14 protein-coding genes are annotated in these 13,889 nt (G+C 74.9%); 7 read left to right on the plus strand and 7 right to left on the minus strand.

What is annotated here, in order from left to right; translation table 11 throughout:
- Nucleotides 1-80: 80 nt before the first annotated feature.
- Nucleotides 81-545 carry a redox-sensitive transcriptional activator SoxR gene (soxR, locus tag AC2TEW_RS04845; protein ID WP_484622029.1) on the minus strand — a complete coding sequence of 155 codons (465 nt, stop codon included), beginning with the start codon at nucleotides 543-545 and terminating at the stop codon, nucleotides 81-83.
- A gap of 96 nt (nucleotides 546-641) precedes the next feature.
- Here soxR and fdxA point away from each other — a divergent pair, with 96 nt between their 5' ends.
- Nucleotides 642-965 (plus strand): ferredoxin, encoded by a 324-nt coding sequence (gene fdxA / locus AC2TEW_RS04850; protein WP_484622030.1) that lies wholly within the window; start codon nucleotides 642-644, stop codon nucleotides 963-965.
- Between the two features lie 102 nt (nucleotides 966-1,067).
- Here the strand turns inward: fdxA and AC2TEW_RS04855 are convergent, their stop codons facing one another.
- The 3 genes from AC2TEW_RS04855 to ppnP all read right to left on the minus strand — a co-directional run bounded on the left by AC2TEW_RS04855 (nucleotide 1,068) and on the right by ppnP (nucleotide 2,694).
- Nucleotides 1,068-1,355, minus strand: a complete 288-nt coding sequence (locus AC2TEW_RS04855; RefSeq protein WP_484622031.1) for a hypothetical protein — start codon at nucleotides 1,353-1,355, stop codon at nucleotides 1,068-1,070.
- A gap of 178 nt (nucleotides 1,356-1,533) precedes the next feature.
- The gene (locus tag AC2TEW_RS04860; RefSeq protein ID WP_484622055.1) at nucleotides 1,534-2,295 is read right to left on the minus strand and encodes a class I SAM-dependent methyltransferase; all 762 of its coding nucleotides are present in this window, start codon (nucleotides 2,293-2,295) and stop codon (nucleotides 1,534-1,536) included.
- Between the two features lie 117 nt (nucleotides 2,296-2,412).
- Nucleotides 2,413-2,694, minus strand: coding sequence for a pyrimidine/purine nucleoside phosphorylase (gene ppnP, locus AC2TEW_RS04865; RefSeq protein ID WP_484622032.1), 282 nt, complete (start codon nucleotides 2,692-2,694; stop codon nucleotides 2,413-2,415).
- A gap of 251 nt (nucleotides 2,695-2,945) precedes the next feature.
- Between ppnP and AC2TEW_RS04870 the strand changes: the two genes are divergently transcribed.
- Nucleotides 2,946-3,752: a class I SAM-dependent methyltransferase gene (locus AC2TEW_RS04870; protein ID WP_484622033.1), complete on the plus strand. Its 807-nt coding sequence runs from the start codon at nucleotides 2,946-2,948 to the stop codon at nucleotides 3,750-3,752.
- Nucleotides 3,753-3,899: 147 nt separating this feature from the next.
- Here AC2TEW_RS04870 and AC2TEW_RS04875 read toward each other — a convergent pair whose 3' ends face one another.
- Nucleotides 3,900-4,349 carry a hypothetical protein gene (locus tag AC2TEW_RS04875; RefSeq protein ID WP_484622034.1) on the minus strand — a complete coding sequence of 150 codons (450 nt, stop codon included), beginning with the start codon at nucleotides 4,347-4,349 and terminating at the stop codon, nucleotides 3,900-3,902.
- A 448-nt stretch (nucleotides 4,350-4,797) separates the two neighbouring features.
- Between AC2TEW_RS04875 and AC2TEW_RS04880 the strand changes: the two genes are divergently transcribed.
- The 4 genes from AC2TEW_RS04880 to AC2TEW_RS04895 all read left to right on the plus strand — a co-directional run bounded on the left by AC2TEW_RS04880 (nucleotide 4,798) and on the right by AC2TEW_RS04895 (nucleotide 10,619).
- Nucleotides 4,798-5,169, plus strand: coding sequence for a hypothetical protein (locus tag AC2TEW_RS04880; protein ID WP_484622035.1), 372 nt, complete (start codon nucleotides 4,798-4,800; stop codon nucleotides 5,167-5,169).
- Nucleotides 5,170-5,414: 245 nt separating this feature from the next.
- The gene (locus AC2TEW_RS04885) at nucleotides 5,415-6,230 is read left to right on the plus strand and encodes an SAM-dependent methyltransferase (RefSeq protein WP_484622036.1); all 816 of its coding nucleotides are present in this window, start codon (nucleotides 5,415-5,417) and stop codon (nucleotides 6,228-6,230) included.
- 448 nt (nucleotides 6,231-6,678) lie between these two features.
- The gene (locus AC2TEW_RS04890) at nucleotides 6,679-8,046 is read left to right on the plus strand and encodes an SWIM zinc finger family protein (RefSeq protein ID WP_484622037.1); all 1,368 of its coding nucleotides are present in this window, start codon (nucleotides 6,679-6,681) and stop codon (nucleotides 8,044-8,046) included.
- Nucleotides 8,043-10,619 (plus strand): DUF7824 domain-containing protein, encoded by a 2,577-nt coding sequence (locus AC2TEW_RS04895; protein WP_484622038.1) that lies wholly within the window; start codon nucleotides 8,043-8,045, stop codon nucleotides 10,617-10,619. Before AC2TEW_RS04890 ends, AC2TEW_RS04895 begins: the two co-directional genes overlap by 4 nt.
- A gap of 137 nt (nucleotides 10,620-10,756) precedes the next feature.
- On the opposite strand, the gene AC2TEW_RS04900 is transcribed toward AC2TEW_RS04895, so the two are convergent.
- Nucleotides 10,757-11,296 (minus strand): NUDIX hydrolase, encoded by a 540-nt coding sequence (locus tag AC2TEW_RS04900; protein WP_484622039.1) that lies wholly within the window; start codon nucleotides 11,294-11,296, stop codon nucleotides 10,757-10,759.
- A 184-nt stretch (nucleotides 11,297-11,480) separates the two neighbouring features.
- On the opposite strand from AC2TEW_RS04900, the gene AC2TEW_RS04905 reads away from it, so the two are divergent.
- Nucleotides 11,481-12,710, plus strand: a complete 1,230-nt coding sequence (locus tag AC2TEW_RS04905) for an alpha/beta hydrolase family protein (RefSeq protein WP_484622040.1) — start codon at nucleotides 11,481-11,483, stop codon at nucleotides 12,708-12,710.
- 55 nt (nucleotides 12,711-12,765) lie between these two features.
- Here AC2TEW_RS04905 and AC2TEW_RS04910 read toward each other — a convergent pair whose 3' ends face one another.
- A complete protein-coding gene (locus AC2TEW_RS04910) occupies nucleotides 12,766-13,563 on the minus strand; it encodes a hypothetical protein (RefSeq protein ID WP_484622041.1) in 798 nt (265 codons plus the stop codon).
- Nucleotides 13,564-13,889 lie beyond the last annotated feature (326 nt).

The following is a 13,889-nucleotide window of genomic DNA, read 5'->3' on the forward strand; positions in this document are numbered from 1 at the left end:
TGCGGGGCGGTTGACCGGATGCCCGGCGTACACCCAGTGGGGACCGCACTCCACGGGGGCGTCCGCCGGGCGCCCGTCCCTCAGAGCCGCCGGGGCCCGGCACCGTCGTCGGCGAGGCTGTCCCCGGGGTTGAGCAGGGCACAGGCCTTCATCGAGAGACAGCCGCAGCCGATGCACCCGGTGAGCTCGGACTCGAGCCGCTCGATGGTCTGCCGCCGCTCCTCCAGCCTGCGCTTCCACCCGCGCGAGGCCCGCTGCCACTCCTGATGGCTCGGCGGACGGTCGAGCGGCACGTCGGCGAACGCCTCCAGCAGGTCCTGCAACGGGATGCCGATCCGCTTGGCCACCGAGATCAGCGCGACACGGCGGAGCATGTGCCGCGGGTAGCGGCGCTGGTTGCGGTCGTCGCGCCGGGAGGCGATCAGGCCGAACTCCTCGTAGAACCGCAGGGCGGAGACGGCCGCCCCGGTCCGCGCGCTCACCTCGCCGATGCTCAGCCAGTCGTCAGCGGCGGGCCGGGCGTCGCCGGCACGGTAGCTCGTCATGCGGTGGCCTCCTCTTGTGCTCAACCTTACTTGAGGTCCTACGGTCGGCCGTGCCGGAACGGCAAGCAGCAACCAACCGGAGAGGACGGCAGGTCGATGACGTTTGTGATCGCTTTGCCCTGTGTGGACGTCAAGGACAAGGCATGCCTGGACGAATGCCCCGTCGACTGCATCTACGAGGGGGAGCGCATGCTCTACGTCCACCCCGACGAGTGCATCGACTGCGGAGCCTGCGAGCCGGCGTGCCCCGTCGAAGCCATCCTGTTCGAGGACGACACCCCCGAGGAGTGGCAGCACTTCACCACCGTGAACGCCGAGTTCTGCGCCGACCTCGGTTCCCCCGGCGGCAGCGCACGGGTGGGCCCGATCGGGCGGGACCACCCGACCGTGGCGGCCCTCCCGCCCCAGGGCACCGGGTGACCCGGCCGGCCGTGGCGGCCGCAGCAGCCCGGGGACGCGTCGGCGTCCCCGGTGCGGGCGTCCGCGGTGTGGGTGTCCGCTGTGCGGGCGGTCGGCCGCGGGTCAGCCGCGTTCCTGCTCGTCCGCACCGTCGACGGCGGCGGCTTGGGCCCGCCGGCGGCCCACCAGGGTGCACCCCACGGCCACCAGGCCGATGGCGATGATCCTGGCGGCCTGGTAGTAGCCGGAGGCCAGTTCCTCCGGGGTACCGGGCAGCCGGAAGGAGACCCAGACCGCCGCGACCGCCCCGAGGACGATCAGCGCGACCGATCCCCACGTCCCGAGCTCCGCCCACCAGGGCGCCTGGACGTGTCCCCGCTCCTCGGTCTGCGGGGTGTCCGTGTCGGCCATGTCTGTTCTCCCGGGCGTACGATGGCGGTCCGTCAGGGAGGACGCAGGAACGGCGCGAACGGTTCACCGGTCCTGTCTGTCTGTCTGTCTGTCTGCTCGCCTGCCCGCCCGCGCCGTGCTGCCGGTCGGCGGTACGGCGCGGGCGCGGTCGGCGGTACGGCGCGGGGGTGTGCCGCCGTCAGGCGCGGGCGCGGAGGACGTACGCCGTCATGGGCGCGGTCACCTGCCCCGCGCCCAGGCGGGCGGTCATCTCCTCGACGACGGTCGCCCGGACCGCCGGCCCGCCGCCGCGCTCCTCGACGGCCGTACCCACCGGGGTTCCGGCGAGGAACCCGGCGGCGATGTCGGCGGCCGACGCCGCCCGGCCCTCGAGCGTGAGCTCCTGCACGTCCTCGACGGCGAAACCGGCGGCCGTCAGATCGCCGGCCACGACGGCGCGGTCGGCGTAGCCGTGCGGCACCGTCGGGAGGAACCGCGGCGGGTCGACCGGAAAGGCCCGCTCCAGCCCGGCCTGCAGAGCGGCCGCGAACGCGTGCGCCGCGAGCGGTCCCCACGTGGTGAACAGGAACCGGCCGCCCGGGCCCAGCACCCGGCGGACCTCGGTGAAGGCGGCCACCCGGTCGGGAAAGAACATCACACCGAACTGGCAGACCACCAGGTCGAAATGCCCGTCCGGAAACGGCAGCCGCTGCGCGTCGGCCTGCCGCCACACCGCGCCCGGGGCCCGGGCCGCCCCGAAATCGACCATGGCCTCGTTCAGGTCGGTCGCGGTCACCTCGGCCGTCGGCACCGCCTCCAGCAGCCCCGACGTCAGCACACCCGTCCCGGCGGCCAGCTCGAGGATCCGCCGGGGTCCCAGCGCCGCCGCCCGCGTGGCCAGGTCCTCGGCGAACGGCCGGAAGACCGCCGCTACGAGGTACCGCTCGTACGCGGCCGGCATGGAGCCGGACCACCACCGGTCAGCGTCGATCCCCGTCACCCGACGACGGTAGCGCCGCCACGCGGGACTTCCGCGCCCGGCACGCCCGCCGGACGGGCGGATGGCCGGCCGGTGCGGTCAGCGGTACTCGCAGAGGTAGGCGGTGTCGGCCTCCACCTTGAGGTCGAAGGTGCTGGTGCCGGGGACGTCGAACCGGGTGCCGGCGGCGAAGGTCCGCCAGTCGTCGGCGCCGGGCAGCCTGACGGTCAGGGCTCCGCTGATCACGTGCATGGTCTCCGGGCCGGCGGTGTCGAACCGGTAGTCACCGGGGGCCATGACGCCGACGGTCGCGCGCCCGTGCTCCTGCTGGAAGGCGATCGACTTGACCGTGCCGTCGAAGTACTCGTTGACCGTGAACATGGGCATCCCTCTCGGGGAAGGGGCGGGAACGAGCGGGGCCGCTCGCCGCGGGCTGACTGCCGGCGGGGGAAAGCTACCGGCGGGGCCGTCCCGGCCGACGGCCCGTCTCGCCCTGCGGAACCGCGGAACCTCGGACCGGCGGATCGGGCATCCGGGAACCGCCTGCCGACCGGGCGGCGGGCCCGGTCCGGCGCGGCGCCGGGCAGGAGCCGGGCAGGAACCGGGGTGCGGCAGCGTACGTCCCTCGCACCATGACAGCCGACGAACTGCCGGAGCACACGCACCCCACCGGGTCCACCCCGCCGTCAGTGGCCGCTGCGGACCCGCCGAAGGTCAACGACTACGACAGCTTCGCCGAGGGGTACGCGGCCGAGAACGAGACCAACCTCGTCAATGCCCACTACGAGCGGCCCGCGATGCTCGCCCTCGCCGGAGACGTGACCGGCCGGCGGATCCTCGACGCCGGCTGCGGCTCCGGGCCGCTGTCCGCGGCGCTGCGCGACCGCGGCGCCGCCGTGAGCGGCTTCGACGCGAGTGCCGGCATGCTGGCGCTGGCCCGCCGGCGGCTCGGCGACGGCGCGGACCTGCGGGTGGCCGACCTGGGCGGCCCGCTGCCCTATCCCGACGACGCGTTCGACGACGTGGTCGCGTCCCTGGTGCTGCACTACCTGGAGGACTGGGGACCGGCACTGGCCGAACTGCGCCGCGTCCTCAGGCCGGGCGGCCGCCTGATCGCATCCGTCGACCACCCCTTCGCCATCAGCCTCATGCACCGCGAGGCAGGCCGCCACGCCGAGTACACCTACTTCGACACCACCAACTGGACCGAGGAGTGGACCATGGGCGGCCGGACCGCCCGGATCAGCCTCTGGCACCGGCCGCTGCACGCGATGGTCGAGGCCTTCACCGCGGCCGGCTTCCGGATCACGGTCATCAGCGAGCCCGAGCCCGCCCCGGCCGCCCGCGAGCTCTTCCCCGAGGCCATCGCGGACAGGCCGCGCTTCCTGTGCTTCCTGTTCTTCGTCCTGCACGCGGACGGGACCGCTCCCGGCCGCTGACCACGCGACCGTCGCCGCCGCGAGGACCGGCCGGCCGACCGGCCGACCGGCCGGCACAAGTCCGGCACCATCGTCCCGGACCTCGAGGCGATGCGATTCCCCGACCGCCTGCCCGGCGCGCCGGGCAGATCGGCGGCCTCGGCCGACTCAGTGCGGAGCGGCCGGCTCGGCCGTGGCGAACTTGCGCGCGGCCGGCTCCGGCACGCCGAACTCGCGGTCGGCCGTGGTGGTCACCCACATCGGGAGCTGCGCCACCGCGATGGCCGGTGAGGCCGGGAAGCCCGGGGTGATCGCTCCCTTGGGGAAGAAGGCCGTCCGGCATCGCCGGCACAGCCAGGCCGCCTGCCAGACCCGGTGGCGCCGTTCCCAGACCGCGAGCTGCTTCGCGGCACCGTCCGCGGCCGCCTTGACCCGCCGTCGTCTCGTCGACAGCTGGACGACGAGCCCGGCCACCGCGAGGGGCCCGGCCAGGATCAGTGGGGCGAGGAGGTAGCCCAGGCGGTAGGCGGGGGTGGCGTCATGCAGTTCGGAGGGGTTCTCGACCAGGCTCTTCAACGACAGGGCGGCGACCACGACCGCCGCGATGTAGAGACCCATGGCGGGCCTACTGCGCTCGGCCGTCGCCTGCAGATGGGGCGGTGGCGGTGGCGGGGGCGGCAGGAGAAGGCCGTGCTCCGTTGCCGTCAGGGGGTCGCCGGTGTCGGTCAGGGCGTGCGGCACGCTCACGGTCCGGTCGGACTCGGTGCAGCGGGGGCATACAGCGTTCATCGGCCGGTGATGCTCCGGTCTGAGGGGCACCCGAAGGTGGTGCGTGGACGGCGTGACAGCGTATTAGAGCACAGACGTGCGAACGTCCGTCACATGATTTCGCAGGTCAGCCCGTTCGCGGCCATACCCGGGGTGTTCGGCGCGGTCCGGCTGTTCGAACGCGGGGGCGGCGTGGTTGGATCGGCGCGTGACGGATTGGTCGACGCTGAGCGATGCGTGTGGTTCGGCAGAGCATGTTCCCGCCCTGCTGGACCGGTTCGAAGCTGATGCAAGGGGTGTGTGGCCGGAACTGATGGACCACCTGTGCCCGCAGCTGGACACCGTCTTCCCGGCGAGCTTCGCCGCTCTGCCCAGGCTGGCCGCCCTCGCGTCGGCCGGGAGCGAGGAGAGCCGCCGATCGGCGCTGCTGGCTGCTGGAGTGATCATGTCCTGCGCCCCCAGCGGCGACGAGGTGTTCGAGGTCTTCTCGGCACCGATCGCCGACCTCCACCGGGTGGCGGACCAGTGCCTCCGAGGCGCTGCCGACATGGAGGACTACCTCTGTCGTCAGTACGTGCTGTGCTTCAAGTCCGCGACCCCGGAGGGGTTCCGCGTCGACGTGACCTACCACCTCGAGGTGACCGACGACGAACCGGCCGCCGACGGGTGAACGACGAGCGGCTCGAGGCACCGGCCGCAGCTGCGCCCTGAGCGTACGCACCGGCCCGGCAGGGGTGAGCGGCGGCCGCGTCAGGGCCCAGGTGACATTCTCCGAACCAGCCGTCCTGGCGCCGCTGTTGGTCACACCATCGGGTGGCTTCTGCAACGGCGCGGCGAGCGCTGCCGTCCGTGGCGCCCCTGCCGGAATAGGGTCCGTCGACCGAACGATCCGATCGAGACCGACGGTGAGGCCCCATGTCCGGCGCAATTCCCGATGTCGATCCGACGAAACCCAGTATCGCCAGGGTCTATGACGCCTTCCTCGGCGGCACGGACAACTACGAGGTGGACCGTGAGGTGGTCCGGGGCGTGCGGAAGGCCGCGCCGGAGGCCGCCGATCTGGCGGTCGAGAACCGGGCGTTCCTGATCCGCGCCTGCCGCTTCCTGGCCGGCGAGGCCGGCATCACCCAGTACCTGGACTGCGGTTCCGGCCTGCCGACCGCTGAGAACACCCATCAGGTGGTGCAGCGGATCGTTCCGGACGCGCGGGTCGTCTACGTGGACAACGATCCGCTGGTGCTGGCCCACGGCCGCGCGCTGCTGGAGGGGAACGAGACGGCCGTCATCGTCCCCGCGGACATCTTCGAGCCGGAGAAGCTGCTGCGGAACGAGGTGGTGGCGTCCCATCTGGACCGGAGCAAGCCGATCGCGCTGCTGCAGCTGGGCACGCTGCACCACTACAACGGCGAGCACCTGCGCACCCGCAAGGACATCATGCGCGCCTACCTCGACGCCCTTCCGTCCGGCTCCTACGTGGCGATCAGTCACTTCCTGGACCCGGAGGACGAGTACAGCGCGACCGCCCGCACGATGGAGGAGATGTTCCTGCACAGCATGATGGGCAGCGGCACCTTCTCCACCAGGGCCGAGCTGGAGGGCCTGTTCAACGGGCTGGAGCTGGTCGACCCGGGTCTGGTCCGGTGCGCCGACTGGCGGCCGGACGCCCCGCGGGCCGGGGAGCTGAACGCGGCGCAGCGGTGCATCGCCGGCGGTGTCGCCCACAAGCCGTAGACGGCGATCCCGGATCCCGCGATCCGGTGAACCGTCGGCGAGGTCGCGCCGCCGAGGAGACCGCCGCCGAGGAGACTGTCACCGAACGTCCGGTCGGGGGTGGTAGCGGCGCGTATCTTTGGCATGTACGCTCAGTGGTGGTGGCAGGTCGTGGAGACGGCCGCCTTCGCGCTCCGTGGGGGGAGCGCTGGGGCGGCCGTGGTGACCTGCTGGGCCCGGCTGTGTATTCCGTGGGGGAGTGCCGGCCGGGTCCATCTTCCTGTCTTCGGTGTACCCGGCCGGAGCCGGATTTATGCCGGGTTCATGCCAGGTCCCTGTGGTGGCGGCGCGACTCCCCGGTCCCGCGGCCGTTGCTGAGCCCCCGGCCGTTCCTGATCCCGCGTCGGAACCCCGCCTCGGAACCCCGCCGCGGGCGCCGCTGTCAGTGACCCGCCCTACCGTCCTCGACATGACGCAAGCCGTACACACCTACGCCTACCTGCGCCCCTCCGCGGTGCACCGGCACAGCACCGGACCCAGCCTCGCCCTCGAGACCTCCGGCGGCGCCACCCCGCTCGGCCGGGCCGCCAACCCGCGCTTCTTCAGCGGCTTCCTGACCTCCCCCGCGGCCGCGGCCGCCGCCCTCCTCACCGTCGCCGACATCGCCGCGGCCCGCTACCACCAGCCCCGCCTGCGCGCCTCCCTCGACCCCGTGGTCACCGCGGACGGCGACCGGCTGCGCTTCGAGTCCTTCTCCGGCTGCTGCGGCGTCCACGCCCGCCTCGACGTCCTCGCCGACGGCCTCGACGGCGGCGACGTCCACCACGGCACCACCAACGTGGACATCAACAACCCGCTGCGGGAGAGCCTGTCACGGCTCGGCGGCACCGACCCGCTGCACCTCGCCGTCGGCCCCGACGCCCTCGAGGTCACCACCCTCGAAGGACCCCTCGTGGAGAAGAAGGTCCCGCTGCCCGAACGCTGGCTGCGCGGCTTCGCCGAGACCCAGATCATCGCCGCCACCTTCGAACTCCGCGCCGAACTCCCCGCCGCCGAGGCCGTCCGCTTCCTGCGCGCCCTGCCCCGCAGCGGCGGCCGCTCCACCCCACCCGGCTGGGTCGTCCCCGCCGGCCGCACGCTGCGCCCGACCGCCCGTCCCGTCCCCGGCGCCGTCTGCCTGCCCGGCCCCGAGCGCCTGGCCGCGCTCCAGCGGGTCCTGCGGCACGCCCTCGCCCTGCGGATCTACGGCCCGGCCCAGGTCAGCGGCCCCGCCGCGTCCGCCTGGGAGATCGTCCTGCCAGACATGCGACTGACCCTCACCCTCTCCCCGGACGCCGCCCGCGGCTTCTCCGGCGAAGGCGGCGTGCTGGACGCGCTCGCCGCCGAAGACTCCGCGGACGACGCCGACCTGATCGCCGCCCTGCTCGCCTGGGACCCGCGGATCGACCCGGCCGAACTCGCCGAGCAGGCCGCGATCCCCGTCACCCGGGTGCGCGCCGCCCTCACCCGCCTCGGCACCGCCGGCCGGATCGGCTACGACCCCGCGGACGCCGCCTACTTCCACCGCGCCCTGCCCTACACCACCGGCCACGCCGAGGCCCACAACCCGCGGCTGACCGCCGCCCGCGCCCTGCACACCGCCGGCGCCGTCCGGCTGGAGGACGAACGCGCCGTGGTCACCGTCGGCGACCACGTCCAGCACGTGCGCACCGGCGCCGACGGCGTCCTCGGCTGCACCTGCCTGTGGTGGGCCAAGTACCGCGGCGGACGCGGCCCGTGCAAGCACGTGCTCGCCGTCGGCCTGGCCCGCGCCGCCCGGACGGAGGACGCCCGGTGAGCGAGCTGACCGACCTGGTGCGCCGCGGCCGCACCACCCGCACCGCCCACCTGATCACCCGCCTCACCCCGGAGCAGCGCCGCGCGGAGCTGCCCGCGCTGCGGGCCCTGCGCACGGAGTACGAGCGGAGCTGGAACACCTCCGCCGGTGCCTGGACGGCGCTGCTGGTGGCCGGCGCCGGCTGCCACACCGCGCCGGCGGCCGCCGCCGACTGGCTGGGCGGCCGGGCCTTCGAGGACTGCTCCGGCTGGCGCAACCCGTCGCTGCGGGCCGTGCTGGAGCGCCAACCGGCCGACTGGCGGGCCGCCGTGGTCGCCCGCCTCGCCGAACGTCGTGCCCCCGGCCTGCAGTGGTCCGAACGCTTCCTCCTGCTCGAGGACCTGGTCCACGGGCTCGGCTGCCCCGTACCGACCGCCGACCCCTTCGTCGTGCAGTGGGCCGCCGAGCGGGCCCGCCCCGACCGGCGCGGCGGCGCCCTGCCGCCCGGCACCGACCTGCACGCCCGGCTGGCCGCCGACCCGTTCACCCCCGCGCTCGCACCCCGGCTGTTCGAGGTGGCGGAGATCGGCTCCGAGCTGGAAGGGCCGTGGGCCGCCAAGGACGACTCCCAGCGCTGGCCCGCCGTCCTGGCCAAGCTCGCCGACGACGGGGTGCTGGACCGCACCGACCTGCTGACCCGCTGCCTGGCCCGGCTGCTGCGCGGCGGCCGCCCCGCCGAACTGCGGCCCTTCCTCACCGTGCTCAAGGCCTTCGCGCCCACCGAGGACGAGTACGCCGCACACGTCCCCACCCTGCTCGGCCTGCTGGACGGCCCCTCCACCGTCGCCGGCCACGCCCAGCAGGTGCTGGCCGACCTCGAGAGCGCCGGCCGACTGCCCGACGAGGTCCTCGAGCAGGCCTGCGCGGTCCTGCTGTTCCGGCCGGAGAAGAAGCTCGTCCGCGCCCAGCTCGGCTCGCTCGACCGCACCGCCCGGGCGGCCCGCGACCGCTCGGGACCGGTGGTCCTGGCCACAGCCGGCGCCCTCGGCCACCAGGACCGCAGCCTCCAGGACCAGGCGCTCAAGGTGATCGCCCGTCACCTCCCCGCCGCCGGCACCGCCGTCCTCCCGGCCCTGCGACAGGCCGCGGCCTCGCTCGACCCCGCCCACCACGCCCGCGCCGCGCAGCTGTTCGGCACCGAGATCGCCACCGAGGCGTACCAGGAGCTGCTCCCGCCCGTACCGGCACCGCGGCCCGTGCCGCCGCCCGTCGCCACCCCGGCCGAACTCGCCGAGGAACTCGGCGCGGTACTCGCCGGCGACCAGGACCCCGTCACCTTCGAACGCACCCTGGACGGCCTGGTACGGCACGCCTGGCACGACCGCGCCGCGCTCGCCGAGGCGCTCGCGCCCGTCCTGGGCCGCAACTCCTGGCACCCGCTGCACCCCGTCGCCGAAGCCGCCACGGCGACCTCCGTGCCCCGCGCACTCGCCGTGATCCGCGGCCGCGACGACCGGCTGCGCGGCCACGACGAAGGCAGCGGCTTCACCGACCACCTCGCCTCCCGCATCGAGGAGACGGTCCACCGGCTGGCCACCCGCCCGGTCCCGTACCTGCTGGCCACCCCGACCACCGCCACCGGCGCGATCGACGCGGCCACGCTGGTGGAGCGGCTCGCCGGCTACGAGCACCACGGCACCGCCGCCGGCCCGGTCGACCTCACCCAGGCACTGCTGCGCGCCACCCCGACCCGCGACCCCGAGGTGCTCGCCGCAGCCGCCCGACTCGAGTCGCCGGAAGGCGAGCGGCTCGCACAGTGGCTGCGCACCGGCGGGCTGCCGCACCGGGCGTCCACGGCGGAGGTCGTCGCCGCCGAGACCCTGCTGCCCTGGGCGGTGCCGACCCGCAGGCTGGCCCGGCAGGACGGCTCGCCCCTCGCGGCCGGCCTCCCGCGGGACACCGCCCGCCTGCTCGGCCCCACCGAGCAGCGGCACCGCCGCTCGTACTGGTCGCCCTGGACGGACGCCCACCGCACGGCCGTCCTGCCGCACCACCGCGAGGAGACCGCCGCCCGGCTGCTGCACGTCGTCGCGGGCGCCGCCGACCAGGACGAACGCGGCGCCGCCGCCGTCCTCCCGTACCTGGCGGAGGCCGACGGCCCGGCCGGCCCGGCGGTCCACCTCGCGCTCGGCCACGGCCTCGGCGCCCGGCACCGGGAGGACCGCACCGCGGCGGTGGACGCCCTGCTGGTCCTGGCCGCCCGCGGCGACCTGGACGGCGCCCTGCTCGGCCGCGAGAGCGCCGAACTGATCCGCCTCGGGACGGTCAAGCCGACCCGGCTGGCCGACGCGCTGCGCGCAGCGGCCGACACCGGGGCGTACGGCACCGTGTGGACGGTCCTGGCCGCGCTGCTGCCCGGCCTGCTGGCCCAGGACCCGGCCCGGCCCGGCGACCTGCTCGCCCTCGGCGCGGACTGCGCCCGCCGCAGCGGCGCCCGCGGGCCGATCGCCGCCGTCACGACCGTCGCCGCCCGCGGCGGCGCGAGCCGCGCCGTACGGGAGGCGGCCGCCCTGCGGGACGTCCTGGCCGGGTGACGTACGGCCGCGGCCGCGGGCGGCGGTGCGGACGGCGGTGCGGACGGCGCTGCGGACGGCGCTGTGGGCGGCGGTGCGGGCGGCGGTGCGGGCGGGCGGGGCTGCTGCGCCGGGCCCGCCCGTAGCGGCGGCCGGGATCACAGGAGACCGAGGTGGTCCAGGGCGAGGTAGGCGGCGGCGGTGTCGGTCATCGCGCCGCTGCGGAGCACGGTGGCGCGGAACTCGGACAGGGGGAGGGTGACCACGTCGATGAACTCGGTTCGCTCCGGGTCGGGTTCGGCGACCTTGACGCAGTCTGTGGCACCGAAGGCGATCCGCAGGGCGTCGGAGTAGGCGTCGTGCCAGTACGGTCCGACCGTGTGGAGCTCTCCCCGGTAGCCGGTCTCCTCCAGCAGTTCCCGGGCGATGGCCTCGGCGGCGAGCTCGCCGGGTTCGACGATCCCGCCGGGGAGTTCGTACAGCACACGGGCGGGGCCGGGCCGGAACTGGCGCGCGAGGACGACGTGCCGCTCGGCGGTGAGCGCGAGAACGGCGGCGCCCGGGCGTTCACGCTTCAGGTAGAACTCCTCCCTCGCCCCGTCGGGCAGCTCGAAGTCGACGCGGTCCACGGACCGCCCGAACCTGCTGAACACGGCGGTGCGTTCGAGTTCGCGCCAGGCCGCGATGTCGGTCGTCATGGCAGGACCCTACGGCCGCGCCGGCCGCATCGGCCTCAGGTCGTACACCCGTGGGCCGACGTCCGGGCGGGCGTCGTCCGACGGTCCGATGCCGCACGGGAGAGGCGTGTGACAGCGTTCCTCCGTGCCCGACACACCTCTGTCGCAGCACGGATGACGATCCATCACCGCAGGAGGGGAACCCTTGACCACCACGCCGTTCATCAGCCGCACGGGCCTGCCGCGCCGCCGCGTCCTGGGAGCCGCGCTGGCCGCCGGGGCCGCCGTGCCGCTCGCCGCCGTCGCCGCTCCCGCCTGGGCCGACCCGGCCGACCCGGGCGAGCCTGCTCCGACGCCGGCCCGGCTCACGCTTCCCGCACCCACCGGGCCGTACCCGGTGGGCACGGTCCAGCTGCGCCTCGTCGACCGGTCGCGCCCGGACGCGATCGCGGGGCCCGGGCACTTCCGCGAGCTGATGGCCGCCGTCTGGTACCCGGCCAGGAACACCGACGGGTACCCGACGGCGCCCTGGATGCCGGCCGGTGCCCTCCAGGCGTTCCTCACCGACGTGGGGTTCGGCGCCCTGGCCCCGCTGGCGCCGCTCACCGCCGGCCGGGTCGGCGCGCCGGTACGGCGTTCGGGCCCGCGGCTGCCCGTCCTGGTGTACGCCCACGGCGCGCACAGCCACCAGGGCGACCACACGACCATCGTCCAGGAGCTCGCCAGCCACGGGTACGCGGTCGTCACGATTGCCCACCAGTACGACACGTACACCGAGTTCCCCGACGGCCGGGTCACCGTCCCGAACCGCGACCCGCAGGCCCCCACCCTGCCGGGGGACTTCGCCGCGGACCTCCGCTTCGTCCTCGACTGCGTCGAACAGCTCGCCGCAGGGTGCAATCCGGATGCCGACCGGCGGGCCCTGCCGGCCGGACTGCTCGGCTCCCTCGACCCCGACCGCATGGGCGCGTTCGGCTGGTCGAAGGGCGGCACGGCCACCGCCTGCGCCGCGCTGGCGGACCGGCGCATCCGCGCCGGGCTGAGCCTCGACGGGCCGATGGTGATGAACCCGCCGCTCTCCGGCGACCTGGACCGGCCGTTCATGATGATGACCGCCGACTTCACCCGGGCCACGGACCCCGCCGCGGCCGCGTTCTGGCCGCACCTGCGCGGGTGGCGGGTCGACATCCGGGCCGAGGGCGCCGTCCACGTGTCGTACGGCGACGACGAAGCCCTGTTCGCCCAGGTGGCTACGTTGCTCGGATGGAGCGCGCAGCAGCTCCAGGAGGCGATCGGCACCCTCGACCCCGCCCAGGGGGTGAGGATCCAGCAGGCGTACCCGCTCGCGTTCTTCGACGAGCACCTGCGCCACCGCCGCGGCCACCTGCTCGACGGACCGTCCCCGTCCTTCCCGGCGGTGACGTTCCTCCCCTGAACAGCCGGGAGGACAGCCCAGGTGCAGGCGTGCGGCCCGCCCCGGCAGGGGCGGGTCACGGCAGGCCGACGCGCACCGCGACCTCGTTCCGACACAGCCGGCCATCGACCCACAGCGCCAGGTCGAACTCCTCGAAGGCCGCGCCGCACTCCGTCAGCAGCCGCTGGGTGAAGCCGGACAGCGCCTCCGGCGCACCGGACCAGCCCGCCGTCCGAGCGGCGGCGCGAAAGCCCGGCCGCTCGGCACGCAGCGCCAGGGTCTCCGTCACCGCGTCTCCCGCAGACTCCGCAGCGGGGATGAACCGACCGGGCGGACACGCGTGGAACCGCGGCCCCGGCCGGTCCGCCGCTGCCGCCCGGTCCGCCGCCCCGGCCGGCGAGAACCGGCGGTCGGCCGGCGGTGCCGCGCTCCCCAGCCACAGCTCGACCGCCGTCCCACGCAGCTCACGCGGGTCGATCCGGTAGCTGTGGGAGCCGTCGGCGTCGAGACCGAAGACGGTCTCCAGACCGGACCACGCACTGTGCAGCCGCGACACCACCGACCGGCAGAACGCCCGCAGGGCGGCGGTGCTGTCCCCGTCCTCGCCGGCCGTCCGGTCGATCGTGAGGTGCAGGTAGCAGTCGTAGGGGCGCTCCGCCGGCCACTCGGCCGAGGACTCGCCGACCGCGGGACCGAGCCGGTCGCCCGGCTCGGTGCTCATCCGGAGGCCGAACAGCGACCCGTCCGGTCCGGTCGCCCGCTGCCAGCGCACGGCTGACGGGTCATCCGGCAGGCCCAGCACCGTGGCCACCTGCCGGACGGTGAGGGCGTCGCCCGAGAGCCGCCGTACCAGGAGGGCCGCATCACTCGCCATCGCCGGGCACCCCCAAGTCGTCGTACATCCGTTCGCCACCGATCCTACCGGCGGGGGATCCGGCGGGGATCCGGTGGTCGGCCGGCGGAGAACTGCTGCGCGGGCCGGGTGGCAGCCGCCACCCGGCCCGCGCAGGGCCGCGTCACCAACCGGTCAGGGGCCGGTGGCGCTGTCCAACTCGGTGTTGTAGTCGGCGAGTCGGGCGATCTGGGCGGCGCTCAGCACGCCCTGGAACGCCCACACGTCGTCCAGTTCGCCGGAGAAGTACTCACCGAACGTGCCGGTGGCCTTCGCCCGGCCGAACTGCAGGCCGCCGGTGGCGTCGA

This window comes from Kitasatospora sp. NEAU-CNBT7, from assembly GCF_057220535.1.

Bases quoted from the DNA above. Each gene is read 5' to 3' on its own strand.
- AC2TEW_RS04885 (WP_484622036.1), top strand. From the start codon at position 5,415: ATGTCCGGCGCAATTCCCGATGTCGATCCGACGAAACCCAGTATCGCC.
- fdxA (WP_484622030.1), top strand. From the start codon at position 642: ATGACGTTTGTGATCGCTTTGCCCTGTGTGGACGTCAAGGACAAGGCA.
- ppnP (WP_484622032.1), bottom strand. From the start codon at position 2,694: ATGTTCACGGTCAACGAGTACTTCGACGGCACGGTCAAGTCGATCGCC.
- AC2TEW_RS04860 (WP_484622055.1), bottom strand. From the start codon at position 2,295: ATGCCGGCCGCGTACGAGCGGTACCTCGTAGCGGCGGTCTTCCGGCCG.
- AC2TEW_RS04900 (WP_484622039.1), bottom strand. From the start codon at position 11,296: ATGACGACCGACATCGCGGCCTGGCGCGAACTCGAACGCACCGCCGTG.
- AC2TEW_RS04855 (WP_484622031.1), bottom strand. From the start codon at position 1,355: ATGGCCGACACGGACACCCCGCAGACCGAGGAGCGGGGACACGTCCAG.
- AC2TEW_RS04875 (WP_484622034.1), bottom strand. From the start codon at position 4,349: ATGGGTCTCTACATCGCGGCGGTCGTGGTCGCCGCCCTGTCGTTGAAG.
- AC2TEW_RS04890 (WP_484622037.1), top strand. From the start codon at position 6,679: ATGACGCAAGCCGTACACACCTACGCCTACCTGCGCCCCTCCGCGGTG.
- AC2TEW_RS04910 (WP_484622041.1), bottom strand. From the start codon at position 13,563: ATGGCGAGTGATGCGGCCCTCCTGGTACGGCGGCTCTCGGGCGACGCC.
- AC2TEW_RS04870 (WP_484622033.1), top strand. From the start codon at position 2,946: ATGACAGCCGACGAACTGCCGGAGCACACGCACCCCACCGGGTCCACC.
- soxR (WP_484622029.1), bottom strand. From the start codon at position 545: ATGACGAGCTACCGTGCCGGCGACGCCCGGCCCGCCGCTGACGACTGG.